Genomic DNA, 23559 nt, shown 5'->3' with positions numbered 1-23559 from the left:
CTATTTTTAATTTTTGCAGCTATGTTTGACTACCAAGTACCAAGGGCACACTTCCTGATTCTAACTCTAGAAGCACCGACAGCGATCGCTCAAATAAGACCAAATATCAACAGCTTACCTGACGGAGACTACCGCTATCGAGACTCCTTTGCGATCGATCGACCTTTTAGAGAAATCCAATTTCGCAAACAAGATAGATACATCACCGGCAGCGATGCCGACAAACGCACAGGTAAAAGCTACTGTTTTCGGGGCTTAGCGCTGCACAACAACGTCATTAATATCACAGTAGCCACTGAAATTGCTCCCCAAACAGCACAGAAAACTGAGTGGAAATTGGAGCCGGGAAGCCCAATTAATTTTGACCAACTTTATCCGCTGCAAGCAGGACCCGGATTAGAATTGTACAAATGTTTGACAGCATTTTTACCCAAACTGAACTATTAGTTATTAGCGAAGGAGCCGGAATGAATCATAAATCAGGAATAACAAACAACCAATCACAAATCACCAATAACTGTTAACTAAGAACTAGCATTTTTCAACTCTTCATCGAGCATTTTTCTATAAACTTTAGGCAAACTAGAACTCATAGAATTGTTTTCAATGCCATATCCCAAACTCGTCCAAGTTCCCGACAACATCCGCAAAACCTCAGTTAATTTGTCTTCCTTCAACATCTGTGAAATATCAGCTTTCCAAAATTGGCGATCGCTCAACCAAGCATAAACCACCGCATCTTGATATTCCGGCTCAAAACTGTAATCTTGCCAAACAATAAAATTAGTAGGCCGGGGGTGATAGCGCTGAGCTTTATCTTTCCAAGTCGAACTCAAAAATTGATACCTGCCCGCAGCCGTAGTACATTTGCCGCGATTGGGACCATTCACAATCTTGACGCACCAATCAGGATGATGGCTCAAATCTAACAGGTATTTACCACCGTAAACAACGTGATAAGGTCGAGCAACATTGGATTCGCTAGCAGAAATAGTTCGCATCAGTGCCCGAAGGTAAGGATCGCCAGATTTCATAGCCAAAGGCGGGATTTTGATCCCCTCAGTTGCGGGGGATAAAAACGGCTGATTTCCCCGCAAATTGACCGCCAAAAAAACAGCGCCACCAATCACCATAGCGATTATCAGTAAAAATCCGAGAATTTGAATTTCTGACTGTCTCAATAAATTGATTCTTTGACGCTGGAGTTTTTTAGCTTGCAACAAAGTCATTTCCAGTTCGGCAATTTCGGTCAATTTTTGAGCAGCCCGCATTTGGCGGACTCGGAAATCGTGTTGATATAGGGGTGCTGCTAATAGTGTTAAACTTGACAAAGCGGCGGCTAGTTTGATGAGCCAAAAATCGAATTCACCGGCGATCGCCACCTTGGTGAGAGTAGATATTCCTGTGAATAATTGTCCTGGATCGATCGAGCGTGCTGGCCAATAAAAAATCGCCATTTGCACCAGCAGGGACAGATTAAAGGCCAGAAATATGACTACTAGAGCATTCAAGCCTTCCCGCAGGTGCTGGCGCATCCCCGTAGGTCGGCGCTGGAACTTGCGCCCCCGGAGAAAGCTGGCGGAAACCAGAGTGATGAGGGGATTTAAGATTGTGGTGGCAAAAAAGTGAGCAACAAAGAACAAAGGCAACTGAATCAGCCAAGCGGTTAGCAGTAAACTCAGGAAGCCCCTATCATCGTTAACCAGAGGAATGCCCCTGTTGACTACAAAGCTAAAACTCTGAGCCAGAGCAAATGCCCTTAACCACGAAATCGGATAGGGGAACCAAGCTGGCCACTGGAGAGTTTTCATGCTGGGAGAGTGAAATCAAAACGGCGAAGGGTGGAACTAAATTGTGAAACCATTAAGATTTTGCCAGATTTGGCGATCGTATTCCCAAAATAGCAATTCCGATTATTCATTGGCTGGGGGGGGTAGGGGGAGCTAATTCTATGCAAAACTAATCAACCTTTTTTCTCCAACAACTCCGGCTGCAAAACCTGATTTAATTTGCCGCTGCGAAATCCCTCCAAATCCAAAGTCGCGTAAACAAAACCAAACTCTTGAAACACGGCCACCAACGCAGGCAAATCTTGCTTTAACACAAACTCCTGAATCTCATCCGCTGGTAACTCAATGCGCGCCGTATCTCCATCCGATCGCACTCGCAGATTTTTCAGTCCCAACTGCCGCAAATACCGTTCAGCGCGCCCAACTCTTTGCAACTTGGCCGCGGTGATTTCTTCACCGTAGGGAAAGCGCGAACTCAGACAAGGTTGAGCTGGTTTGTCCCACCAAGGCAAATTTAATTCTTTTGCCAATTGTCGCACTTCAAATTTAGCCATGCCGACTTCTGCCAAAGGCGATCGGGCTCCCCGTTCCTTCGCCGCCACAATTCCCGGACGATAATCCTTTAAATCATCAGCATTAACCCCATCCACCACATAAGGATAACCCTTAGCAAGTGCTAGCGGTTTCAAAGTATCGTGCAGTTCGCTTTTGCAAAAATAGCAGCGATTAACCGGGTTAGAAGTGTAATTAGGATTGGCCATTTCTTGAGTTTCCACCTCTTGGTGGGCAATCCCAATTTCTGCTGCTTGAATCCGCGCATCTTCTAAATCTTCTGGCAATAAAGATGGGGAAACTGCTGTCACTGCCAAAGCGCGATCGCCCAAGACATCAAAAGCAATTTTTGCCACCAAAGTGCTATCAATACCGCCAGAGTAGGCAATCAGCGCCCGATCCATTTCTGCGAAGAGAGTTTGTAATTTTTCGAGTTTTTCGACTAACATGATTTCTATTTTGATTGCTGTAAAATGCGATCGATATTAGAGCCCCGACTTCCAGAAGAAGTCAGGGTTCTGAGTGTTAGGTTTTTTAAGTATGTTTACTTATTCTGGATCGATGCCAAGGGCGGCTAACCTAGCCAAAAGCTCTTGATTGCGCTGTCTTTCCTGTTCCAGCAGAGTCTGGACTAACTCTTTTTCTTGGCTTTGGGCTTCTGCGCGCTGGCGTTCGGCTTCTGCGCGCTGGCGTTCGGCTTCTGCGCGCTGGCGTTCAGCTTCTGCCCGTTCTTCTGGCCACAACAGCAACTCCCCCGCCATATTCCACCAGCGCAGCCAATTTCCGGTTCTACCTTCGCGAGTACCCACCCAAACTCCCAAAAACAGATCCAATCCAGGTATCAAATAACGCCCATTTTCATCCGGTTCTTGATTGTTGTATCGCTCCGATTCCAGGGCATAGACTTCTATTCTGCCCGTATGCGGTCGAAAAATCACATAGCGAGGAACTTTGATTACTTGTTCGTAAAAAAACCACTTACCGATTTCTTCTGTATGTTCGACAGAGTATTCATCACCGTAAGTAGCTGAGAGAAATTCCATCACTACAGAAGGCACTGTTCCTTCGGTATGAGGCGTGTAACTACGACGGGGATAGTTGTGAGGCCAAGGTTGCACGGGGCGCACGTACATCCAATCTGGGCCTTTGCAAATAGTGCGATCGTCCACAGCAGCACACAATGCAAAATTAGAAACTATCAGTGCGTTTTCTATTAGTTCCGGGCAATCCACTACAGACTGGCGCAAGCCATTCGCGATTAAAGGATGTTCTATATTTTCCACGGGGTCATCTGGTAGAATAAAATCATCGGGTAGCAGCGGCCAGGTAATTTTTAGCTGTGATATTGGTTTGTGAATTACAGCAGTCATAGGACACCTCATTTTACCAATAAAAGTTTTATTTTTAGTCGAGATTGGCGATCGATAATCTTTTCTATATTCTAGCTTGCCCATTCAATTTTACTGCACCCGCTGAAGGTATATAGCAATCCTTGCAGGAGTCGTAAATTTTTTTACCCCACCCCAGCCCGGACCTTAGCAAGGTCCGGGAGTAAGAAATTCACAAATGATGCGAGGATTGCTATAGAAGATGATGGTTAAAACTCTCTACGAGAAAATATAGCCACTGAAATTGACAGCAGCAGCACCCCATACAACAAACCATAGCCGACATTTGTAATCATAGCCGCTAAGTAAGGAACTTGTCCGTAAACAGCATCATTTCTCAAATTAAATCTAGCCAAATCGGGCAAAATCAGATAAAGTCCCATCATCAATTGTTCAATACCAGGATTCTTAGTTAACTTACCCAAAGCCACTAAATCCCGCGTTGAGTTTCCCACTAAATAGACACCAAATGTCAGTAAACTTGCGAGCAAAGAACTACTAAAAACTCCCAATAAAATCCCTACAGCCGCGACCAAACACAGTTCAAACCAGATGAATAGTGAAGCTATTAAAATGCTTTGCAAAGGGTAATTAATGCGACTCAAACTCATAATTACCAGATAAATAACAGTCATTGCCGCCACCAGGACACCTAGTACCGCCGACAGCCCTAAGTGTTTACCAACAATTAATTCAGCGCGACTTATCGGCTTGGCAATTAACAGGTAAACAGTGCGTTTTTCAATTTCTTTGTTTACCAATCCGGTAGCAACAAAGACTGTGACCATTAGACCGAAAAGACTAATAGCTGCCAAGCCAGTATCTAAGATGATTTTTTGCTCTGTTGTTGCCGCCAATTCCGGGATTAACCGCACTGTTGCTGCCATCAACAGAGCAAAAATAACGATTAAGTAAAGAATGCGATCGCGAATTACTTCCCAAAATACATTAATGGCAACTGTCAAAATTCTTCGGAGATTCATTTACTAGCTAATTGGTAATTGGTTTGAGAACCCCGACAAATTCTAGAGAGTCGGGGTTATTCGTATTTAGCAGCCGGATCAAACTTGACTATCTCCTCCACTTCCATTCTTTTTTAGCCCCGGCTTAGAGCGTTTGATAGCCCCACAGTCTACCGTCGCCGCATTGCCAATATTTATCACTTCGCAAGACTGGGTAAAGGAATATATTTCCGGTCTAAAAACCAGCCCCAGCCAAGTCGCTTGCATCTCTAACTGATAACGAGACTCTCCTTGGACGATGGAAGTTTTGACATCCCAACTCCCATCTTCTGGAACTATCTGAAGTTTTTTCAACGCTTCATTTTTGAGGAAAAATCGCTCGTTGTCAATATCTATCAGCATTTGTTCTATCTGCGCCCAAGGTTTGGTTGCTGCTTGATTTTTGAGATATTTTTCCATTTCATTGAGGATAATTACACCTCTAGAACGATTAATTGTAGGGCCTTGAAATGTCACTAAATAATGACTTTCTTTCATATTTTGTGACAAAACACTTGGATAATCTTGCAGCCAACCTTGAATCAAAAAGTGGAAAGCAAACCAACAAGAAATCATCACATGAATCAGGGTTAAAATTAAAAACTCTGGTTGAATTAGCGATTTAATTTTGTCCCATTTGGATTCACTATTCCAAATTTCTATGGCCGCTAGAACTACTACTGCGATCGGCGGTCCTGCTATCCATGCTATGGGGCGATTATCTGGCGGCAATCTGACTAATAGCCACAGGCCCACTAAGACACTTGTCACCCACGGGCTAATACTGACTCCGTAAATCACAAAAGGTGGCTGACTGGTCAACAGACCCATGGAGATTATAAAAGATAACCAACTCAAATCAGCAATGGTTGTTCTGGTTGGCCCGTCTGTGATGGCTGCCACGGACAGTAATGCCAACAATATGCTAATCAGTAAAGGTGTTTTCCAGTGGACTACTTTAGGCGGAAGTATCTGCTTTTGGACTTTTTTATTGACTTCCAAAAGGTTGTTTGTCAGCTTCGTCAGTTGCTGGGTGATATCTAAAAATTGCTTCATCATATAGAAGGAATAAGGAAGATGGAAGAAGGAAGAAGGAAGATGGAAGATGGAACCCTAGGGAGCATCCCGATTTTGCATAGGCGAAGCATGACCGCAGACAATTTGTTAGTGATAACCAGAGATTTACAGCGGTCATGCTTCGCCCCTACGAATATATTTGCCCAAACACAGATGCACCCGAACCCTAGGTCATAATTTCAGGGATTAAGTAATTCTTGATTCCTGAGAAAATTACTAGATTTTTTTAATTAGATGTTTGCAAAAATAACAAGGTTAGAATGACACAATTACTAACTGTATGGGCAATTAACATTGCGCCAAAAACAGTGGTTACTTGGAAAGTTTTTTGGGGAGGACGCTTGGTGAGGCTGGGTGGCCCTATGAACTGAGGCTTAGAAGTTTTTTTAGTACCAGCCACCAAATTTTGGAGAAATTCTAATCCTTCCCACTTGGCCAAAAAAGTGATTGCTAAAAGTAATACAGCAATCAGAGTTATGGCTGGGTAAATATCGCGGCCCCCTCCTAAGATCGTGTAATCTATGAGCTGTTCTCGCAGGTCTTTTGGCATCACGCTTTCAAGGCCGAAGAAAAGGAACCAACCTAGACAGGCGCAAGATAAATTGAGGATTGTTGTATATTCAACGCTGGTTTTGGGGTCTAGTTTAAGTAGTTTTTGTAGGAACCACGATTCGATCGCGATCGCCACAAACAAAATTAAAATTTGCAGCAAAACAGTCGGAAATGGAAAAACACTGGCAATCATAAAGTTTACAACTATAACGGCTGGGTAGAATCTATTCCGCCACCGGGCACAAACAGGACGACAACGATCGAGCTAATTTGCCCTCTTGATATTTTCAGCCTGGACATTTTCCCCAATCTGTCGGACATGGCATGGTAGCAGATTATCAGCTTGTTTATAGTATAATATGTCGAGATCCATTAACAGGATGGAAACATTAAAACATTAAATTTCCTCAGCTACCGACCCCAAGACAGACTAAAATAATTGATTATGGTAAGGAATGGCATTGGTATTCGGACAGCATCATCCCGATCGGAACGCGCGGCCGGTCAGATTCACGTCTATGATGGCGCTAGCAAGGGCAAGTCTCAGGCTGCTTTAGGCGTAGTTTTGCGCTCGATCGGGCTGGGTATCAATTCAGACTCCCCCACGCGAGTCTTACTGCTGCGCTTTCTCAAGGGACCAGGCCGCTCCTACGACGAAGACGGGGCCATAGAAGCCTTGCAGCGGGCATTTCCTCACTTAATCGACCAAGTGCGTACCGGCAGGGCTGAATATTTTGGGCCAGAAGCTATCACCAGATTCGATCGCACCGAAGCCCAGCGGGGTTGGGATATCGCCAAAGGGGCGATCGCCTCAGAGCTATATTCTGTAGTGGTACTAGACGAATTAAACCCCGTTTTGGACCTAGGTTTGCTCCCAGTAGATGAAGTAGTCCAAACCCTCAAACACAAACCAGAATATCTAGAAGTAATCGCCACAGGGAGGGCTACCCCCCAAGCTTTGCTCGATATTGCTGACTTGCATTCAGAAATGAAACCCCACCACCACCCCGCAGCAGCCGAACACAATATTTCTGGTATTGAAATATACACAGGTGCGGGGAAAGGAAAGTCTACCAGTGCTCTGGGCAAAGCTTTGCAGGCGATCGGCAGAGGTATTAGTTTAGACCAATCTCACCGGGTGTTAATCGTGCAGTGGCTCAAAGGAGGCACCGGTTATACGGAAGACGCGGCAATTGCAGCTTTGCGCCAAAGTTACCCGCAGCTAGTAGATCACCAACGGTGCGGGCGGGATGCTATAGTTTGGCGGGGGCAACAGCAGGAGTTGGACTGCACCGAAGCTGAACGGGGTTGGGAAATCGCCAAAGCGGCGATCGCCAGCGGTTGGTATAAAACAATTATTCTCGATGAACTCAATCCCACAGTAGACTTAGAATTGCTGCCGGTAGAGCCGATCGTGGAAGCCTTGCTACGCAAGCCCCGCGATACGGAAATCATTATCACCGGCCGCTGTCATAAACCCCACGCTTATTTTGATTTAGCCAGTGTACATTCAGAGGTATACTGTCACAAACACTACGGCGATCGGGGGGTAGAGCTCAAGCGAGGCGTAGACTTTTAATGCCTAGATCGGAACCCTTTTTTGATTCTTACAGCACTTTTCAGGTACATAGCTCTTGTAGGGACACTCCCAGAGCCCAAAGCGTGTCAACTTAAGCCTGAAACTATTGGTATCTCTCGGTTTTACCAGAGTCTAGATCCCCCTAAATCCCCCTTAAGAAGGGGGACTTTGATCGGACTCCTGTCCCCCCCTTAAGAAGGGGGACGAGAGAAAAGACTCCTGTCCCCAGGGCTGTTTCATTCTCAGACAAATCATCATTTTGTAGGGGTAGTGCCCCCGTGCCTACCCTCTTCGTCCACGATTTTGTATGTGTTTCAGACCTCTGGGCGGGCACTCTTGGCACCGCCCCTACAAGAGAATGAAACAGCCCTGCTCCTGTCCCCCCCTTAAGAAGGGGGACGAGAGAAAAGACTCCTGTCCCCCCCTTAAGAAGGGGGGCTAGGGGGGATCTAGATTTAATGGTCTTTCCAGCAGTCTCTGGCTGGGTTTGACCTGGTTGTTGACACCTATGGGCTCTTGGAGTGTCCCTACGGGGATATTGATAGTACCTCATAAACCGGCAATCTGCTGTAATTTGAAATTTCCCTGTTTAGACGCGATCCCAGCTCGCCGATCCAGCATGGAACATTCAGAATATGAACCGCGTCTGGGAGAGCGTAAGCACCTAAGACCGTCCAATTAAGGATTATAGAAGGGTGAAGACATTGAAAATAAAACCTTACAACGAAAAAGTCCCCCATCCAGAAAGTCTAGACAGAGTTAACAGAACTAGACTAGACTTACGACGGGCAAACAAGTTAAACTACAGCGGCATCCAAACATTCAGTGTTTTAGGCAGTCTCTGTAGTCGCAACAGCGATGACAAATTAAGTAGAGGAGTGAATCTGTAATGACAACGCTAAATAACGATGCTAATGTAAGGGATTTGAACGATACGGGACTGGGACCGGATACAATCTTCGCCGGAGGTGGGGCTGATTTCATCAGAACTTCTACCATCGGCCGCAGCTTAATATTTGGCCAAGCCGATAACGATACTATCGTTTCCGTTGGCCCGAACGATACTATCAACGGTGGTGACAACGAAGACTCTATTAGATCTCAGGCTACTCCCGCCTTGCTGTTTGGCGACGGAGGCAATGATACGATAGTCGCTGAAGCCCCCGCTACGATACAGGGCGGTGCGGGAGACGATTTCCTCCAAGGTACTGCCGAAGCTAACGTCATATATGGTAATGAGGGTGCAGATATACTTTTGGGCGGGAGCAAGGGCAGAGACAGCCTCTACGGTGGCAAGGGAAATGACTCCTTGGGTTTCTTCAAAGCAGGTGGAGACAACAACCTCAATCTTACGTTATCTGGAGGCTCCGGTGGCAATCAAGGAAGCAACGTCTTGCGGGGTGACTCTGGTGACGACTTGGTTGTGGGTATCGGTATCAGAGACAGTATCTTCGGCGGTAAAGACAAAGACACGCTGCAGGGTGTTGGCAGCAGCAGCTACATGGATGGCGGTGAGGGCGACGATTCTTTATATATTAAGAATGGCATCCAGACCCAATTCAACGCATTCAATGGTAACAACGAGACTTTGACTGTCGGCGTTGAAAAAATCACTTTGCTGGGCGGTGCTGGCAACGATACTATCACTGGCGGTTACGGCCAGTCGGGTGGTGGCAAAAACTTGTTTGAGGGCGTCGACGGTAACGACAGGATCACGGTTTTCGCCACGCAGGATACCGCCCTCGGAGGTGCAGGCAATGACTTCATCGAATCGACTACTACGCCACCCACATTTAACCCATTACCTAACCCAGCGGGTCTGACATATGTAGGCTCTCGGAGTTTACTGGACGGTGGAGCGGGTGATGACACGCTGAAGGGTGGTTTTGCGTCTGATACGCTGATTGGCGGTGCAGACAACGACAGCCTGAGCGGTATCTTTACTGTAGCCTCTGGTGGAGATGGCGGTGATACTATCAATGCCAATGGTACTTTTACTGGTACTACTCCTACTTCTATTACTCTTGAAGGCGGCCTGGGCAACGATAGCTTAGTTGGCAGTTTTAATGGCACCGTCACCAACATCATGAATGGTGGTGGAGGAAATGACACAATCGTTTTTGGGACTACGAACGATAAGTTGATTGGCGACTCTGCCGGCAATGACTTCATCTCCTACGCTAGCAGTGTTAATTTTGCCTCACCCAATGTTACAACTGTCAACAGGATTACCGACGACCAGGGCAACAACCTCATCTTTGGTGCCAATGGTACTGATGTGATTACTACCGGTAGCGGGAATGACACACTGTATGGCGGCCCAGCTACTCTTCCTAGCGGAGCAGTTGCAACAGTTGACGGAGACGATACCTTGAATGCCGGTGGCGGCAACGACGTGTTGCTCGGCGGCTTTGGTAACGACTACTTGATCGGAGGCGATGGCGACGACTCTCTCGGTGGCGGGCCTGGTGCTGACACACTGATTGGTGGCAACGGTAATGACACCATCTACTACAACAACTCCGGTGAGGGCGTCAGCCTCAACGGCGGCATCGGCCCCAACAGCGGCTTCCCCGTCGCTAGCCCCAACGTTGGTACTAACCCAGACCAAATTGGTGACTTTGTGTCCGGTCAAGACAAGTTGGTGTTCCAGCAGACAGGCTTCAGCGCCTTGAACCCATTTCCTGACACCAATCGACTTTCTTCTGGGTCTTTGTTGGTGCTTGAGACTGGGGCTTACAGTAGCCGTTTTGGTCCAGCAGGGGCTACTACCAATCAAGGATTCCTCTTCTATCAAGCTGAAGACGGACGATTAGGGTATGACCCTGATGGTATTGCTGGTCCTAACCCAGGGGTGACGCTGGCCATCCTGAACGGCAAACCCGGTCTATCGGCTACTGACATTACCCTGATTTAATTGGGCTAGGAGTGGGTACGGTAGGATTCTGAAAAGAGCGACCCACGAATTCTCAAAACTTAATGTGTTATGTTTCGAGCTGGGGATATCAATCCCTGGCTTTTTTATTGGTACTGGGGAATTGGGCATGGGGCATGGGGCATGGGGCATGGGGCATGGGGCATCGGGCATGGGCATGGGGCATCGGGCATGGGGCATGGGGCATGGGGCATCGGGCATGGGGCATGGGGCATGGGGCATTGGGTGGTTCACCGATGAATTTTGACACCCACAAACAATCTTGAAAAACCCGCCCCCACCCAACGAATAACCCCGATTTACCATCGTCACCCCATCGTTACAATCAATTAATTATGAATTTTTCGGTGGGGCGGGGGCGGGTTTATGAGATTGTGGGTTTTTGGCAATTATGGTTGGTGAACCCGCCCCTACATTGATGGTAAAATTTGTAGGGGCGGGTTCACCGATGAATTTTGTTAGCCACAAACAATCTTGAAAAACCCGCCCTCACCCTCACCCAACCAATATTCTCTTTTGTCCTTAAAAAAAGTTATTAATAGTGAAACTACCAAATGGTCATCTAGCAGATTTAGGCAATAAAATAGAAGAATATTCTCTAAATCTGAATCACCAAGAAGGAAAAAATAAAGCTATTTTGTTTGCCAGTAAGTTAGGCATTACCCTAGAAAATGCTGAACTGCTCAAACAGGCTTTAAAAAAAGCTGCTATCAACGAAGACGTTGTTATTCAAAAAACCAATGAATATGGAACATATTACAACATGAAATTCTGGTTAAAAACGGAAGTAGGTGAATCTCTGATTCTAGCAGCTTGGATTATCCGCTCAGGTGAAAGTTTACCCAGATTAACAAGTTGTTATCCCGTCAAAAAGTGAGGTGAAAATAATGGAAACAATTAAAGACTTAGATATTGTTGCTTTAACAGAAGACTTAGAAGCAACTCATTTTGAAACAAAACAAATCATTAAATTGTTTAAAGGACAAGTCGGAACAGTTGTGATGGAATTTGATGGCAGTGCTTTTGAGGTAGAATTTTCTCATCAAGATGGCACAACTTATGCGATGGAGACAATTCCCGCCACCAAATTGATGCTTTTACATTATGAATTAGTAGGGGCGGTTCATTGATAGTGCAATTTGTCGTACCCTACATTGATGGTGCAATTGCAATACGGTTCAGATAAGACAGATCCCCCCTAGCCCCCCTTAAGAAGGGGGGGACAAGAGTTTTCTCAAAGTCCCCCTTCCCCCATCCCCCATCCCCCCTTGGGGGGGGCAGGGGGGGTGGGGGGGCAGGGGGGGGTGGGGGGGCTAGGGGGGGGTGGGGATGCGAGGGGGATCTCCGGGAATTAACAGTATTAACCCAAGTGTATTGCAATCTGTCGTAGTCTTCTACAAACTGAACAAAAAATGCAAAAAACACTAGCGGATCTCAATCCCAAAATCCAACAACGATTAGGACTCTCCTTCATGGAAATTTCTGAATTTTGTCAACAGTGGCAAATTGTGGAAATGGCACTGTTTGGCTCAGTGTTGCGCGAGGATTTTCACGCAGATAGCGACATTGATATTCTCGTAAGATTTGCACCCAAAGCACGCCAGGGATTATTGACTCTTGCCAAAATCAAACACGAATTGGAATCACGCTTTGGGCGCTCGGTAGATATTGCGCTCAAACAATCTATCGAAAAAAGTGAAAATTGGATTCGTCGCCCTGAAATTCTTCAGACAGCACAGGTGATTTATGAGCAGGGATAAGGCTAGCAGAGATCGGGCTTCATTACTAGATATTATCAGCGCTGTACGACGAGTTTTGCAATTTGCTGAGGGACTAGATAAATCTGTATTGGAAACCAATGAGGAAAAACAATCTGCAATTTTTTATCAAGTCATTGTGATGGGAGAAGCTGTTAAGCGACTGTCAGCAGAATTTCGGAACCAGTATTCTGAAGTTCCCTGGCGAGAGATTGCTGGAATGAGAGACATTCTTACCCATCATTATGATAGACTCAATTTCGACACCCTATGGGATGTTATTCAAGCTGATATCCCAGAACTCCTAGGATTGCTTGAACCATTACTACCTAATCCCGATGAAATGGACAATGAATAGTTGTGAAGTACCCTAACTAAAGCTTTGCTATAGTTGGGGTACTTCACAATATCTGTTTCGCAAGCTATTGTGAAACCTAGAAACCGTTGCGTCCCCAAATGACCATTGAAATCGAGAAGGAGAACAGAACTAGCACCGAAACCCAACCGAGTGACAAAATATCCATAGCTATTTAACAAACTGTACAAAATGACTCCAAACCTTATGATAAGTCAATTTGAGCCATTTTTGAAACGAGGACGCTGTGAAGGATTTGTCGAATTTTAGTGCTGCTGAACGGGTGGAATCTTTGAAAGCAGGGGCTGTTGCTGCTTTTGGGATGTTTTGGGGTTTTGGAGCGATCGCCCTTATTAATAGCTTGATTATAGTCCCTAGGTTTGATTTTCTGGCGGGATTGCAGGTAGAGGCGATCGACCTAAATTTTGCTTTCAAAGGGTCGATCGCCCTTTTGGCTGGTTTTCTATTCGGTGTCACTTACCGCTATGCCCTTCGCACCGATACTAATCCGCAGCTAAAATCCGGTGTGGTGTTGGCTTTTGGGCTGGTGCGGGCTTTTGGACAGTTGGATGCGGGATGGTTTTTTGAGGCTGGGAAATTGCCTGTGGTACAGGAGTTATTGCCCTTTGTGGTTGGGAGTGTTGAGAGTGTGGTATTATTTGCGATCGCCGGTTTGGTTTTAGATTGGGCGATGGGGCGATCGTACATTAAGCCTTTTGATTCTTGAGAGGACACGGCAATGCCCATAGGTGTCAACTTAAGGTTCATTTCACAGTCCGGCAAGGGTTGAAACCCCTGCCTCAAAGCGCAAGTCCTCTCAAAGAGGACTGATGATTTCTTGAGTCCTGTTTGAGAGGACTGTCTTCTATTAGAAAGGGGTTTCAACCCCGGTTGGACTCCTGGAATGACTAACAGACTTGGCGGGTTGACAGCTTAAGTTGACACGCTTTGGGCACTGCCGTCTCCTCCTACAATTAAGCCGTGTCAGCCCTTAAAAATTTAACACTTCAAATTCGGGACTACCATAAACCATTTGTTTATCTACAGCCGACAAAACCCGATTATTAGCAACATCAGAAACTAGACATTGACAAACTAACTGCGCAACATCAGCCCGATGAATAGTGCCAGCTACTCGACAATCTTCAGTTAAAACACCATTTCCCGTTGCAGGTTCTGATTTGAGCCCACCCGGACGAATCACAGTATAAATCATCCCACTTGCTATCAAGTGATTTTCGGCTTTTTCCTTCTCGATTAATACTGGACCCAAGGTTTCTAAAGCTTGGGGTGGCAAAGCGCCGGCAGTATTACCACTACCGATGGAGGAAACTAAAATAAACTTTTTTACTCCGGCTTTGACAGCCGCATCAATCAAGTTTTTGTTGCCTAAATAATCTGCTCTTTGTCCATCTTTTGGCAAGCCTCCGATGGTGCTGATTACGGCATCAATTGGTGCGCTACCAGTCATGGCTGCATCCACAGCCTCCGAGTCCAAAGCATCGCCCAGATTGACTTTGATGCCCATTGCTGCTAATTCTGGGCTGGTTTCTGGCGATCGCAAAAATGCAGTTACTTCAATATTTTGTTCTGTCAAACATTTCGCAATTTCTTTACCTACGCCTCGGCTAGCACCGGCTAAAAAAATGTGGAGTTTCTTTGTCATATCAGTGTTTATGATAGCTTTATTTTCTGTCTTATGCAGTATTATAACAATCCTCTATCAATTTGTAAATTATTTTTTTCTTTAACCACAGAGGGCGCAGAGAACACAGAGGAAGAGAGGAAGAGAGGAGACTAATTTCCAATTCCCAATTCCCATTAGATTTTTTTCCCCACCATCACTACCCAAGATTGAGCTTCGCGTGGTAAACCCGGTGGGCGATAGTAATGATTGACCATTGCAAATCCTGCTTGTTCTAAACAAGGCGCTAAAGTATGGTATTCCCATCCAGTAGTATAGCGTTTTCCTGTCGGTCGCTCGTCGTAGCCTTCCCAGTCTCCCCGGCACATTGACATCACAATTGCACCGTTAATCACTAGGGCTTTGTGCAAATCTGTCAGCACTTTCACCATCTTATCTCTGGGAACATGAATCAAGGAAGCATTGGCAAAAATACCGTCAAACTCTGCAATTGGTAAATCTAAGTTCAGAAAAGATTGGTGCAAAACTTCGCATCCAGATAACTTTTTAGCTATCTCTACAAAAGCTGGTGTGGCATCTAAACCCACAACTGTGTGTCCTTGGCTGTTGAACGCCACCAAATCTCGTCCTGGTCCGCATCCTATATCTAGGATTTTACCGGGGTTGCGGGGCATCGCAGCCGTCAGTGCGTCCCGATTTTGGGAGACATCGTGATGCCATGTTCCTTCTCGGAATGATTCGGCTGTTAGTTGATATTCGGCGATCGTCACTTCTTCACGTTTGTCCACAATTTCTCCTCTTTTAATTTTTCTTCCCAATTAGATAATAAGTAGTCATGTCTCCTTTGCCTTTGACATTAATTGTACCGCGTGTTTTCAATAAATACTTATGGCACAACAATTTATAGGTTGAATCACTGACTTGAATTTTACCAGGAAATCCTTGGGATTCCATGCGGCTTGCTGTGTTGACAGCATCTCCCCATAAGTCGTAGATAAATTTTTTTGTGCCGATGACACCGGCGACTACTGGACCTGTATTAATGCCAATCCGAATCTGGAGTGGTTCGCCGCTTTCGTCGCTAAATTTCATAATTTGTTGCTGCATTTCTAGGGCCATTTCTGCAATAGATTCGGCGTGATTTTCACAGGAGACTGGTAAACCGCCAGCTACCATATAATTATCACCGATTGTTTTGATTTTTTCCAGTCCATATTGCTCGCTTAAATTGTCAAAGGCTGAAAATATTTTGTTCAGTAATTCGACTAATTGTTGGGGAGACGTGCGGGAGGAGATTTCGGTAAATCCCACAATGTCCGCAAACAAAATGGTGACTTCGGCAAATCCGTCAGCTATGTTGATTTGACCTGTTTTTAGGCGATCGGCAATGGTTTTTGGTAAGATATTTAATAATAAACGTTCGGATTTTTCTTGTTCTGCACGCAATATTTCTTCCGCTGCTTGTCGCTGGGCAATTTCTTTATAGACTCGGCAAAACATTTGATTGAAAGCCACCATTACTTCTCCTAATTCATCATCGCGCTTGACTGAAAAAGAATAGAAATCTGGTTGTATGCGATTTTGGCTTAAAGCATCTCCCGCAGCTATCAAGTCATCCCGCAGTCTCAAGATAGGTGCAATTACTGTTCCTCCTAAAAATAGCATGGTCACAGTAGTAACAAAGGCTGTTATAATCAGCACTAAAATTGATATCCGCCAGATAAATGCGTATAATTCTGGTTGAACAGATGAAGCATCGTGACGCACAATTAAAGTGTATTTTCCTCCCAGATATTCATTGGTCCAAGCAACATCATAGCGTTTCCAATCTAGAGAGTGCTTGCGTAAAATTCGCTCATTTTTTGTTTGATTGAAATTAATTTCTGGTGCTTCGCCAAATGTATATATTAGCTGACCGTTGGTCATATATATAGATAATCCTAAGATAATTTTTGATTGTTCGATCGCAGTTTTTACTTTGTTTTCCAAAAAAAGGCGATCGGAGATATCTTGTTTGAGCAAAAATACTAGGGAATCAATAGTAGCGCGAGATACTTGTTCTAATTGCATTAATAGTTCATCTTCCCGCCGAAAATAAGAGGGAACTAAAATAATTGCTTCTATTACTAAAATGCTCGCAAATACCCACAGGGCTATTTGGCGAGATAAGCGAGATTTGAAAAAACCTAAAAATGACAAAAACCTGAATGACATAAAATTACTGTTTTGCAAATGGCTAATTATGAGAAGGAAAAAATCAGCAGTCAGTATTTATGAAAATGCCCCCTGACTTATCATATACAATTTAAACTGACTGTGAACTAACTAATCTACCCTCCAGCAGATAGGTATTCATATCACCCTTTCCTTTAACATGGATAATTCCTCTGTCTTCAAACTGATATTTATTTCGCAAAATATCGTAGTCAGACATATTTGTCATCGCTACGGCTACACCTACACAGAATAGGACTGTTACTGCTAGGATAACTCGTTTGTAAACTAATTGCCCGATCGCAGCCAGACTGCCAGAAATTAAGTGTTGCATGGTATCCTCAAGTGTGAGGTTTGATGGTTATTTTGATTTACTACCAACATAACACTGCTTTTTTTGGGTATTTTTAGGGCTTCAGAGCTAGAGAAAGACAGTAGAGTGTTAGAGGTTGTTTATAATTGTTTACTGCCAAGACTTGAGTTCTCCGTAAAAGTACGCATAACTTAATAACGCTAGTTGTAGTTATTTATGTATGTCGGTTAAGATGGCAATTGTAGTCTATGGTTAGCGATCGTGAATTCTAATTCTACTGCCTCACCTGTAAACAAGGAGATATTGCCGGGAGAAGTTTTTATCAATACTGCGGATTTTGATACCGGTATTCGGCGAATTTTGCCTAAATATGATGAAATGCTGGATGTATTAGCAGGTTGTATATTTAATGCGAACCACCGGATTTTAGAATTGGGTTGCGGTACCGGAGAACTTAGTTTAAAAGTTCTGCAACGCTATCCATCTGCGGAAATAGTGGCTTTGGATTATTCACCACGAATGCTTGATTTTGCTCGTGCCAAAATAGAGTTGGCAGGATATGGATCTAGGTGGACTGGAGTCGAGTTGGATTTTGGAGAATGGGCAACTAATCCCAATTTTTCGGGTTTGCGTGATAAATTTGATGCTTGTATTTCATCTCTGGCCATTCATCATCTGGATGATGAAATGAAGTTGAAATTGTTTGAACGTATTTATGAAAATTTGAATCCTAATGGCTGTTTTTGGAATGCCGATCCGATGTTAGCAGAATCTGCGATCGTGCAAAAGATTTATCAAGTGGCGCGGGAAGAGTGGGCTGCAAGTCAGGGGGAAAAGTTGGCAGAAATTCGCGGGAATGTGGGGACGAGTGTATCTTATGGGTATTCTCATCCCGATCGCCTAGCGACACTCTATACACATTTGGCCATGCTAGCCCAAGCGGGATTTGAGGCGATCGCAGTCCCTTGGAAGTATTACGGTATTGCCGTATTTGGGGGGTTTGTCAAGGCGAATCCAGGCGGTTAAAAACCGCGTCTACACAAACTTTTGTCCCGATGGTGCGCGCACTAACAAAGTAGGAGGAAATTTAGGGAACAGGTGCGGTAATTTCAGTGGGTGTTTCCTCTGGTGAAGCTACTGCTGGTTTTTCCAGCAGTAGGCGCTGTTTGTTCCGAAATTCGGCGGCCGCATCGTTTAAATTTTGTCGCTGTTCGCTACTAAATTCTTCCATGCTGCGGCCGTTTCCCAATCGGGATCGGTGAATTAAATCCAATACTCGGCTGCCGCCATTGCCGCCGGAAAAAGGATCGGGATTGTCGTTAGTTTGAAAGTCTTGCAGTGGCTGGGGATTGGTTAAGCTACTAGCTTGAGCTAAGGTTGGTTGAGGTAGGAAAAAAGTGGAAAAGGCGATCGCACTTAATGCCAACCGCATCATCAAATTGCCAGATTTAGAAGTTTTGGTGTTCATAATTAGAAGGAAGAAGGAAGAAAGAAGAAAGAAGAAGGAAGAAGGAAGAAGAACCCCCCCCTGCCCCCCCCCAAGGGGGGAAAAGAAGGAAGAAGGAAGAAGGAAGAAGGAAGAAGAACCCCCCCCTGCCCCCCAAGGGGGGAAAAGAAGGAAGAAGAACCCCCCCAAGGTGGTTTCATTCTTGGTAGGGGTTGTGCCAAGAGTGCCGGCCCTCCGAGGACATCAGCGACAGCCCAAAGAATCGCGAGTATCAATCCCGGTTTGTGAATTACTCCCACTAGCTATTTTGCACAATTCTTTGATTTGTGCACCGTCCATAATGGCATCAGTAAAATCAGCCCCGGTGATGTCAACTCCCTCAAAGGTAGAACGCAGCAAAATAGTTTCTGCTAAAATAGCATCACTCAGATCTGCATTAGTAAATTTAACTTGATCGATCATTGCATTAGTTAAATTTGCTCCATGCAAATTCGCCTGAGTCATCACCGAAGCACTCATAATTGCTCCCCGTAAATCGGCCTTAGAAAAATTAGTCAAGTCCATGTTAGCATTAGAAAATTCCGCAGCCCGCAAGACTTGACCGGAAAAATCGCGTCTTGTCAGTTCGGCGTTGCTAAAGGACAGGGGTGGGGCATAATATTTAGATTGGCCCCAAGCCGGCAGGGGGAAGATTAAGATACAGAGTGTCAATAGGAAGGTAGCTAGTAGCCGGAGTCTCATAAGTTGGGTGTTATGGCAAGGTGGATATTTGGTAGTGTATTCCGAACTTTGGGCGATCGACTCAAGAGTTAAAATCTCAATTAATAGTGATGGAGATGAAAAAAACGATATGCTAAGTTTTTTATTAACTTGGGTAGTAGCAGCAGTTTCGCTGGTGATTACAGCTAACATTGTACCAGGTATCACGGTAGTTAGCTTTCCGGCGGCGATGCTAGCAGCCGTGGCGATCGGATTTGTGAATGCGGTGGTGCGGCCGATTCTGACATTGTTGACGCTGCCTTTGAGCATTCTTTCTTTGGGTTTGTTTTTATTTGTGGTGAATGCGATTTCGCTTTCCTTGGCGTCGTGGTTGGCTGGTGTCTTCAGTATCGGTTTTGCCGTTAATGGTTTTTGGCCTGCTTTGTTTGGTTCAATTGTTTTGTCCTTTGTTTCTGGCTTGATTGGTCGATTTGTGAATGCCGATCGCTCTTTGGATCTGTAACATCTTATCCCCTATGGGCGATCGCACAAACTGCAACGGCTACAGTTACAGAGCCTGCTTTTTCTTCCGATATAAATATTTGTTTAGGAACTAAAAGCCTTTCATGGGTGGGCATCTTGCCCACCCCACAACAATATTCACTCTTTGTGGAACAGGCATCTTGCCTGTTTTGGACAATGGGACAATATCCAAGTTCGATCGCGCAAAGTGCAGCGGCTTCTGCTACACTTTTAGTCCCTACTTTTGCCACTACCATATTTGAAGGATGGGGAACTTCTACAGAATTTAAGACACTAGCAGAAAAAGTTTTCAAAGGCCAGTTGTGCCCTTGACAAAGTTCCATAATTCCAGCTTCATTGGCTTTCGTGTCTATTGTCGCAACACCGGCGATCGCACTTGACGCTAAATGATAGCTGCGGCATACTTGTTGAATCGCGTTTTCGATGAATTCTCTCGATGTTCCATGTTGACAACCAATCCCTATCCACAACACTCTCTGAACCCACTGAATCTTAGTAAATTCATTAATCATTATAAAGAATCCACAGGATGAATCAATATTTTTTGTATAATCCTAGCACAAACTGCAAACAAGACAAAATTTAACATGGTAGAACTAAACCAATTACTGTTAGAGTTTGAAGCAAACCTCGAATGGGAAGCAGTGACGGAAGAATGGAAACAAATTCGCGACGATTGGGTGAGCGATGTTTCAGCAGCCATTGACGAAAAAAAACTAGCAATGCTGCTAGTTGAATTAGAATCAAACTTTCAGCCAGAAGCCGTACAAAGTCAATGGAAAAAGCTCCGTAAAAGTTGGATAAAAGGATGTCAAATAGCATCTACTCTTGAAGAAGTATCAAGTCTATTGTTGGAACTAGAAAGCAATACAACTTGGGAAGTAGTGACGGAGGAATGGCAGGAATACCGGGAGAATTGGGTGCAACAAATGTACGAATTTATCGAGTAATTACTCATCTTTAATTAAAACCCCATTTAGAAAAATGTCGGCGAGTCCTTCTGCCATTTCCTGCATTTGCTGCGGAGAAGCATTAGGCTCCATAATCGTATTTTGACTAAAACCTGCCACTGCAAACATCCCCAAAAACACCTGAGCCACAATTTTCGGATTCATCTGCCGATAAATTCCTTTTTCCATTGCCGTTTCAAAAAAAGCCTCGGCTACCTCACTCATCTTGCCAATTACTTCTAACTGAATTCGATCGCGCAAATCTGGGTGAAATTGCGCCTCCAAAAAACACACCCGCATCATGTCGCTATTCTCGCGGATATTGAGCATCCGCCGCCGCATTACCTGAGCCACAGCTTTGTAACTGCCCATTTCGCTTAATTCCGTCAACAAATCAGTCAGTAATTCCACCCATCCTTCTGTGGCTACCTCAATCAAAATTGCTTTTTTATTATCAAAATGCCGAAACAGAGTCCCCTCTGCCACTCCCGCCGCCGCTGCTAAATCGCGAGTGGTAGTGCCATCATATCCACTACGAGCAAACAAGCGTTGAGCCGCTTGTAAAATCCGTTTCTTGGTTTCTGTTTCAGCAGGAGGAGACTGATTAAAAATTCGCATAGCTTTGTAATCGGTAATTGGCGAATTGGAATATCGACTTAGGGACTTAGGGACTAAATTATGTTAAGTTTTAAGTTGTAAGTGACTTTAATCTTAAACTCAAAACTTGATTGTTCAACCCTAGATCATTTTTGAGCTTGGCTGTATCAGCGTAGCACTTGCGACGCAACAGATCGCTTATGACTCAAAAAATCTTTATGCTTAAAAAAAGAATCTCTTTTATTCGGCATAAACATCTTGCTTTGTGACAATGCCCAATCCCAAATCTCAAATCTCAAATCCCATGATCCCGCCGTCCCCAAAACCTCGTCAACCGAAACTATCCCCTAGGGAATCCCCCAAACCCAAAATACGACTCCTAGCCTCCCTGCTGGCCGCTGTGGTGCTGTGGTGGGGAATTAGCCCCCAAATCGCCCTCGCCCGCGAAAACCCTGCTAACGGCTCCGCAGCAGTGTCTGTTGTCCCATCGCTCGATCGAGTAATTAGCCAAGTCAGCGAATTTAAGCTTGACAACGGCATGACATTCATCGTACTAGAAAGACCAAGAGCACCCGTAGCATCCTTTCTAATTCATGCTGACGTGGGAGGAGCAAACGAGCCCGACGGGCAAACAGGAGTCGCTCACTACCTCGAACATTTAGCCTTCAAAGGCACGCCCCAAATTGGCACTACGGATTACAAAGCTGAAAAACCACTCCTAGAAAAACAAGACAAACTCTTCGCGCAAATCCAAGCAGCCAAAGCCAGCGGTAAAACCGCAGAAGTCGCTAAATTCCAAGCAGAATTTGACAAAGTTGAAAGCGAAGCATTGCAATTTGTCAAACGCAACGAATTTGGCAAAATTGTCGAACAAGCAGGCGGAGTCGGGCTCAATGCCGCCACTTCTACCGACGCCACAATGTATTTTTATAGCCTGCCAGCTAATAAATTAGAACTGTGGATGTCCCTGGAATCGGAGCGATTTCTAGAACCAGTATTTCGGGAATTTTACAAAGAAAAACAGGTGATTCTAGAGGAGCGCCGAATGCGAACCGAAAATTCCCCCATCGGACAAATGGTGGAACTTTTTGCTGACAAAGCTTTCTCTGTCCATCCCTATCGCCGCCCCGTAATTGGCTACACTCAAGACATTCAAAACCTCACCCGTAGCGATGTACAAAAGTTTTTTGACACTCATTACGTCCCCAGCAAGCTGACTGTGGCAGTGGTAGGAGACGTGAAAGCCTCGGAGGTGAAGCGACTAGCGCAAATTTATTTCGGCCGCTACAAAGCCAAGCCAGCGGCTCCTCAATTGCAAATTGTCGAACCTCCCCAAACCCAAACTAAGGAAGTAACGCTGAAATTGCCAACTCAACCTTGGTATTTGGAAGGATACCACAGACCTGCGATGAACCATCCCGATAATGCGATTTATGACATAATTGGTTCTTTGCTCAGCGATGGTCGCACTTCTCGACTTTACAAATCTTTAGTAGTAGAAAAGCAATTAGCTTTGGCGGCTCAAGGTTTTAGCGGTTATCCGGGAGAAAAGTATCCGAATTTAATGTTATTTTACGCTCAAACTGCTCCGGGGCGCACGGTTGATGAGGTGGCGGTGGCTTTGAGCAAGGAAATCGATCGCCTGAAAACAGAGCCGGTTTCTGCTGAGGAATTGGAGCAAGTGAAAACTCAGGCGAGGGCTGGTTTATTGCGATCGCTCGATTCTAACATGGGCATGGCATTTTCCCTGCTGGATTATCAAGTAAAAACTGGTTCTTGGCGCAATTTGTTTAAGCAATTGGATGCTATTGCTAAGGTAGGTCCCACGGATATTCAACGAGTCGCCCAGACAACTTTCCGCCCTGAAAATAAGACTATTGGCAAGCTTTTACCACTGTAAGTAAGGAAGGAAGGAAGGAAGGAAGGAAGAAGGAAGAAGGAAGAAGGAAGGAAGAAGGAAGAAGGAAGGAAGAAGGAAGAAGGAAGAAGGAAGAAGGAAGGAAGAAGGAAGAAGGAAGAAGGAAGAAGGAAGAAGGAAGGAAGAAGGAAGAAGGAAGGAAGAAGGAAGAAGGAAGAAGGAAGAAGGAAGAAGGAAGGAAGAAGGAAGACTCGTTCCTAGGCTCTGCCTGGGAACGAATATCCAGAGGCTCTGCCTCGATTTATAC

27 protein-coding genes are annotated in these 23559 nt (G+C 45.0%); 12 read left to right on the top strand and 15 right to left on the bottom strand.

The features are described from left to right. Positions 1-21: 21 nt before the first annotated feature. Complete coding sequence (locus tag P2A85_RS05585) at positions 22-447, top strand: hypothetical protein (protein ID WP_377477997.1); 426 nt, start codon at positions 22-24, stop codon at positions 445-447. Positions 448-524: 77 nt separating this feature from the next. Here P2A85_RS05585 and P2A85_RS05580 read toward each other — a convergent pair whose 3' ends face one another. The 6 genes from P2A85_RS05580 to fraC all read right to left on the bottom strand — a co-directional run bounded on the left by P2A85_RS05580 (position 525) and on the right by fraC (position 6553). Continuing rightward, on the bottom strand, positions 525-1229 hold the full coding sequence (locus P2A85_RS05580) for a glycoside hydrolase (RefSeq protein ID WP_377481327.1): 705 nt from the start codon (positions 1227-1229) through the stop codon (positions 525-527). A gap of 734 nt (positions 1230-1963) precedes the next feature. After that, positions 1964-2791 carry an ATP-dependent sacrificial sulfur transferase LarE gene (gene larE, locus P2A85_RS05575; protein ID WP_377477995.1) on the bottom strand — a complete coding sequence of 276 codons (828 nt, stop codon included), beginning with the start codon at positions 2789-2791 and terminating at the stop codon, positions 1964-1966. A gap of 99 nt (positions 2792-2890) precedes the next feature. Then, positions 2891-3712, bottom strand: coding sequence for a Uma2 family endonuclease (locus P2A85_RS05570; protein WP_377481323.1), 822 nt, complete (start codon positions 3710-3712; stop codon positions 2891-2893). A 227-nt stretch (positions 3713-3939) separates the two neighbouring features. Beyond that, positions 3940-4713 (bottom strand): ABC transporter permease, encoded by a 774-nt coding sequence (locus tag P2A85_RS05565; protein WP_377477994.1) that lies wholly within the window; start codon positions 4711-4713, stop codon positions 3940-3942. A gap of 78 nt (positions 4714-4791) precedes the next feature. Further along, positions 4792-5790, bottom strand: a complete 999-nt coding sequence (locus P2A85_RS05560) for a DUF5357 family protein (protein WP_377477992.1) — start codon at positions 5788-5790, stop codon at positions 4792-4794. A gap of 244 nt (positions 5791-6034) precedes the next feature. Next, positions 6035-6553, bottom strand: a complete 519-nt coding sequence (fraC, locus tag P2A85_RS05555; RefSeq protein ID WP_341739389.1) for a filament integrity protein FraC — start codon at positions 6551-6553, stop codon at positions 6035-6037. A gap of 252 nt (positions 6554-6805) precedes the next feature. On the opposite strand from fraC, the gene P2A85_RS05550 reads away from it, so the two are divergent. The 6 genes from P2A85_RS05550 to P2A85_RS05525 all read left to right on the top strand — a co-directional run bounded on the left by P2A85_RS05550 (position 6806) and on the right by P2A85_RS05525 (position 12989). Further along, complete coding sequence (locus P2A85_RS05550; RefSeq protein ID WP_340523015.1) at positions 6806-7939, top strand: cob(I)yrinic acid a,c-diamide adenosyltransferase; 1134 nt, start codon at positions 6806-6808, stop codon at positions 7937-7939. 889 nt (positions 7940-8828) lie between these two features. Further along, positions 8829-10856: a calcium-binding protein gene (locus tag P2A85_RS05545; RefSeq protein ID WP_377477991.1), complete on the top strand. Its 2028-nt coding sequence runs from the start codon at positions 8829-8831 to the stop codon at positions 10854-10856. Positions 10857-11415: 559 nt separating this feature from the next. Continuing rightward, on the top strand, positions 11416-11751 hold the full coding sequence (locus tag P2A85_RS05540) for a DUF6883 domain-containing protein (RefSeq protein ID WP_377477990.1): 336 nt from the start codon (positions 11416-11418) through the stop codon (positions 11749-11751). 10 nt (positions 11752-11761) lie between these two features. Further along, a complete protein-coding gene (locus tag P2A85_RS05535) occupies positions 11762-12004 on the top strand; it encodes a DUF4926 domain-containing protein (RefSeq protein ID WP_377477989.1) in 243 nt (80 codons plus the stop codon). Positions 12005-12286: 282 nt separating this feature from the next. Further along, on the top strand, positions 12287-12634 hold the full coding sequence (locus P2A85_RS05530; protein WP_377477988.1) for a nucleotidyltransferase family protein: 348 nt from the start codon (positions 12287-12289) through the stop codon (positions 12632-12634). Beyond that, positions 12621-12989 (top strand): DUF86 domain-containing protein, encoded by a 369-nt coding sequence (locus P2A85_RS05525; protein WP_340525018.1) that lies wholly within the window; start codon positions 12621-12623, stop codon positions 12987-12989. Before P2A85_RS05530 ends, P2A85_RS05525 begins: the two co-directional genes overlap by 14 nt. A 76-nt stretch (positions 12990-13065) precedes the next feature. Here P2A85_RS05525 and petN read toward each other — a convergent pair whose 3' ends face one another. Next, positions 13066-13155: a cytochrome b6-f complex subunit PetN gene (petN, locus tag P2A85_RS05520; protein WP_071883976.1), complete on the bottom strand. Its 90-nt coding sequence runs from the start codon at positions 13153-13155 to the stop codon at positions 13066-13068. 78 nt (positions 13156-13233) lie between these two features. Between petN and P2A85_RS05515 the strand changes: the two genes are divergently transcribed. After that, positions 13234-13713, top strand: coding sequence for a hypothetical protein (locus tag P2A85_RS05515; RefSeq protein WP_377477987.1), 480 nt, complete (start codon positions 13234-13236; stop codon positions 13711-13713). A 264-nt stretch (positions 13714-13977) separates the two neighbouring features. Here P2A85_RS05515 and P2A85_RS05510 read toward each other — a convergent pair whose 3' ends face one another. From P2A85_RS05510 to P2A85_RS05495, 4 genes are all read right to left on the bottom strand, one after another. Then, positions 13978-14652 carry an SDR family oxidoreductase gene (locus P2A85_RS05510; RefSeq protein WP_377477985.1) on the bottom strand — a complete coding sequence of 225 codons (675 nt, stop codon included), beginning with the start codon at positions 14650-14652 and terminating at the stop codon, positions 13978-13980. Positions 14653-14807: 155 nt separating this feature from the next. Beyond that, positions 14808-15419, bottom strand: coding sequence for a class I SAM-dependent methyltransferase (locus P2A85_RS05505; RefSeq protein ID WP_377477984.1), 612 nt, complete (start codon positions 15417-15419; stop codon positions 14808-14810). A 13-nt stretch (positions 15420-15432) separates the two neighbouring features. Next, complete coding sequence (locus P2A85_RS05500; RefSeq protein WP_377477983.1) at positions 15433-16845, bottom strand: adenylate/guanylate cyclase domain-containing protein; 1413 nt, start codon at positions 16843-16845, stop codon at positions 15433-15435. A gap of 91 nt (positions 16846-16936) precedes the next feature. Beyond that, positions 16937-17179 carry a hypothetical protein gene (locus P2A85_RS05495; RefSeq protein ID WP_377477982.1) on the bottom strand — a complete coding sequence of 81 codons (243 nt, stop codon included), beginning with the start codon at positions 17177-17179 and terminating at the stop codon, positions 16937-16939. A 240-nt stretch (positions 17180-17419) separates the two neighbouring features. Here P2A85_RS05495 and P2A85_RS05490 point away from each other — a divergent pair, with 240 nt between their 5' ends. Continuing rightward, on the top strand, positions 17420-18184 hold the full coding sequence (locus P2A85_RS05490) for a class I SAM-dependent methyltransferase (protein WP_377477981.1): 765 nt from the start codon (positions 17420-17422) through the stop codon (positions 18182-18184). 61 nt (positions 18185-18245) lie between these two features. Here P2A85_RS05490 and P2A85_RS05485 read toward each other — a convergent pair whose 3' ends face one another. Together P2A85_RS05485 and P2A85_RS05480 are read right to left on the bottom strand one after the other, a co-directional pair. After that, positions 18246-18626: a hypothetical protein gene (locus P2A85_RS05485; RefSeq protein ID WP_377477980.1), complete on the bottom strand. Its 381-nt coding sequence runs from the start codon at positions 18624-18626 to the stop codon at positions 18246-18248. A 222-nt stretch (positions 18627-18848) separates the two neighbouring features. After that, positions 18849-19517, bottom strand: a complete 669-nt coding sequence (locus tag P2A85_RS05480; protein WP_377477978.1) for a pentapeptide repeat-containing protein — start codon at positions 19515-19517, stop codon at positions 18849-18851. Between P2A85_RS05480 and P2A85_RS05475 the strand changes: the two genes are divergently transcribed. Continuing rightward, positions 19456-19827, top strand: a complete 372-nt coding sequence (locus tag P2A85_RS05475) for a phage holin family protein (RefSeq protein WP_377477977.1) — start codon at positions 19456-19458, stop codon at positions 19825-19827. The two genes, P2A85_RS05480 and P2A85_RS05475, sit on opposite strands and share 62 nt — an antisense overlap. A 4-nt stretch (positions 19828-19831) precedes the next feature. Here the strand turns inward: P2A85_RS05475 and P2A85_RS05470 are convergent, their stop codons facing one another. Further along, complete coding sequence (locus tag P2A85_RS05470; RefSeq protein WP_377477976.1) at positions 19832-20359, bottom strand: cobalamin biosynthesis protein; 528 nt, start codon at positions 20357-20359, stop codon at positions 19832-19834. Between the two features lie 75 nt (positions 20360-20434). On the opposite strand from P2A85_RS05470, the gene P2A85_RS05465 reads away from it, so the two are divergent. Continuing rightward, a complete protein-coding gene (locus P2A85_RS05465) occupies positions 20435-20797 on the top strand; it encodes a hypothetical protein (RefSeq protein ID WP_341736639.1) in 363 nt (120 codons plus the stop codon). Here P2A85_RS05465 and P2A85_RS05460 read toward each other — a convergent pair whose 3' ends face one another. Beyond that, the gene (locus P2A85_RS05460) at positions 20798-21415 is read right to left on the bottom strand and encodes a helix-turn-helix domain-containing protein (RefSeq protein ID WP_341736638.1); all 618 of its coding nucleotides are present in this window, start codon (positions 21413-21415) and stop codon (positions 20798-20800) included. A gap of 283 nt (positions 21416-21698) precedes the next feature. Between P2A85_RS05460 and P2A85_RS05455 the strand changes: the two genes are divergently transcribed. After that, entirely contained in the window at positions 21699-23294 is a 1596-nt protein-coding gene (locus P2A85_RS05455; RefSeq protein ID WP_377477974.1) for a M16 family metallopeptidase, read from the top strand. The last annotated feature ends 265 nt before the right edge of the window (positions 23295-23559 follow it).

Source organism: Microcoleus anatoxicus (genome assembly GCF_042465725.1).
In the GTDB taxonomy this organism is placed as follows: domain Bacteria; phylum Cyanobacteriota; class Cyanobacteriia; order Cyanobacteriales; family Microcoleaceae; genus Microcoleus; species Microcoleus anatoxicus.
Note: the sequence above shows the minus strand (reverse complement) of the source record. Positions and strands in the feature narration are given on the sequence as shown.

What these genes read in the sequence shown, in the direction of transcription:
- P2A85_RS05585 (WP_377477997.1), top strand. Translation starts at nt 22, where the DNA reads ATGTTTGACTACCAAGTACCAAGGGCACACTTCCTGATTCTAACTCTA.
- P2A85_RS05580 (WP_377481327.1), bottom strand. Translation starts at nt 1,229, where the DNA reads ATGACTTTGTTGCAAGCTAAAAAACTCCAGCGTCAAAGAATCAATTTA.
- larE (WP_377477995.1), bottom strand. Translation starts at nt 2,791, where the DNA reads ATGTTAGTCGAAAAACTCGAAAAATTACAAACTCTCTTCGCAGAAATG.
- P2A85_RS05570 (WP_377481323.1), bottom strand. Translation starts at nt 3,712, where the DNA reads ATGACTGCTGTAATTCACAAACCAATATCACAGCTAAAAATTACCTGG.
- P2A85_RS05565 (WP_377477994.1), bottom strand. Translation starts at nt 4,713, where the DNA reads ATGAATCTCCGAAGAATTTTGACAGTTGCCATTAATGTATTTTGGGAA.
- P2A85_RS05560 (WP_377477992.1), bottom strand. Translation starts at nt 5,790, where the DNA reads ATGATGAAGCAATTTTTAGATATCACCCAGCAACTGACGAAGCTGACA.
- fraC (WP_341739389.1), bottom strand. Translation starts at nt 6,553, where the DNA reads ATGATTGCCAGTGTTTTTCCATTTCCGACTGTTTTGCTGCAAATTTTA.
- P2A85_RS05550 (WP_340523015.1), top strand. Translation starts at nt 6,806, where the DNA reads ATGGTAAGGAATGGCATTGGTATTCGGACAGCATCATCCCGATCGGAA.
- P2A85_RS05545 (WP_377477991.1), top strand. Translation starts at nt 8,829, where the DNA reads ATGACAACGCTAAATAACGATGCTAATGTAAGGGATTTGAACGATACG.
- P2A85_RS05535 (WP_377477989.1), top strand. Translation starts at nt 11,762, where the DNA reads ATGGAAACAATTAAAGACTTAGATATTGTTGCTTTAACAGAAGACTTA.
- P2A85_RS05530 (WP_377477988.1), top strand. Translation starts at nt 12,287, where the DNA reads ATGCAAAAAACACTAGCGGATCTCAATCCCAAAATCCAACAACGATTA.
- P2A85_RS05525 (WP_340525018.1), top strand. Translation starts at nt 12,621, where the DNA reads ATGAGCAGGGATAAGGCTAGCAGAGATCGGGCTTCATTACTAGATATT.
- petN (WP_071883976.1), bottom strand. Translation starts at nt 13,155, where the DNA reads ATGGATATTTTGTCACTCGGTTGGGTTTCGGTGCTAGTTCTGTTCTCC.
- P2A85_RS05510 (WP_377477985.1), bottom strand. Translation starts at nt 14,652, where the DNA reads ATGACAAAGAAACTCCACATTTTTTTAGCCGGTGCTAGCCGAGGCGTA.
- P2A85_RS05500 (WP_377477983.1), bottom strand. Translation starts at nt 16,845, where the DNA reads ATGTCATTCAGGTTTTTGTCATTTTTAGGTTTTTTCAAATCTCGCTTA.
- P2A85_RS05495 (WP_377477982.1), bottom strand. Translation starts at nt 17,179, where the DNA reads ATGCAACACTTAATTTCTGGCAGTCTGGCTGCGATCGGGCAATTAGTT.
- P2A85_RS05485 (WP_377477980.1), bottom strand. Translation starts at nt 18,626, where the DNA reads ATGAACACCAAAACTTCTAAATCTGGCAATTTGATGATGCGGTTGGCA.
- P2A85_RS05475 (WP_377477977.1), top strand. Translation starts at nt 19,456, where the DNA reads ATGCTAAGTTTTTTATTAACTTGGGTAGTAGCAGCAGTTTCGCTGGTG.
- P2A85_RS05480 (WP_377477978.1), bottom strand. Translation starts at nt 19,517, where the DNA reads ATGTTAGCTGTAATCACCAGCGAAACTGCTGCTACTACCCAAGTTAAT.
- P2A85_RS05470 (WP_377477976.1), bottom strand. Translation starts at nt 20,359, where the DNA reads ATGATTAATGAATTTACTAAGATTCAGTGGGTTCAGAGAGTGTTGTGG.
- P2A85_RS05465 (WP_341736639.1), top strand. Translation starts at nt 20,435, where the DNA reads ATGGTAGAACTAAACCAATTACTGTTAGAGTTTGAAGCAAACCTCGAA.
- P2A85_RS05460 (WP_341736638.1), bottom strand. Translation starts at nt 21,415, where the DNA reads ATGCGAATTTTTAATCAGTCTCCTCCTGCTGAAACAGAAACCAAGAAA.
- P2A85_RS05455 (WP_377477974.1), top strand. Translation starts at nt 21,699, where the DNA reads ATGATCCCGCCGTCCCCAAAACCTCGTCAACCGAAACTATCCCCTAGG.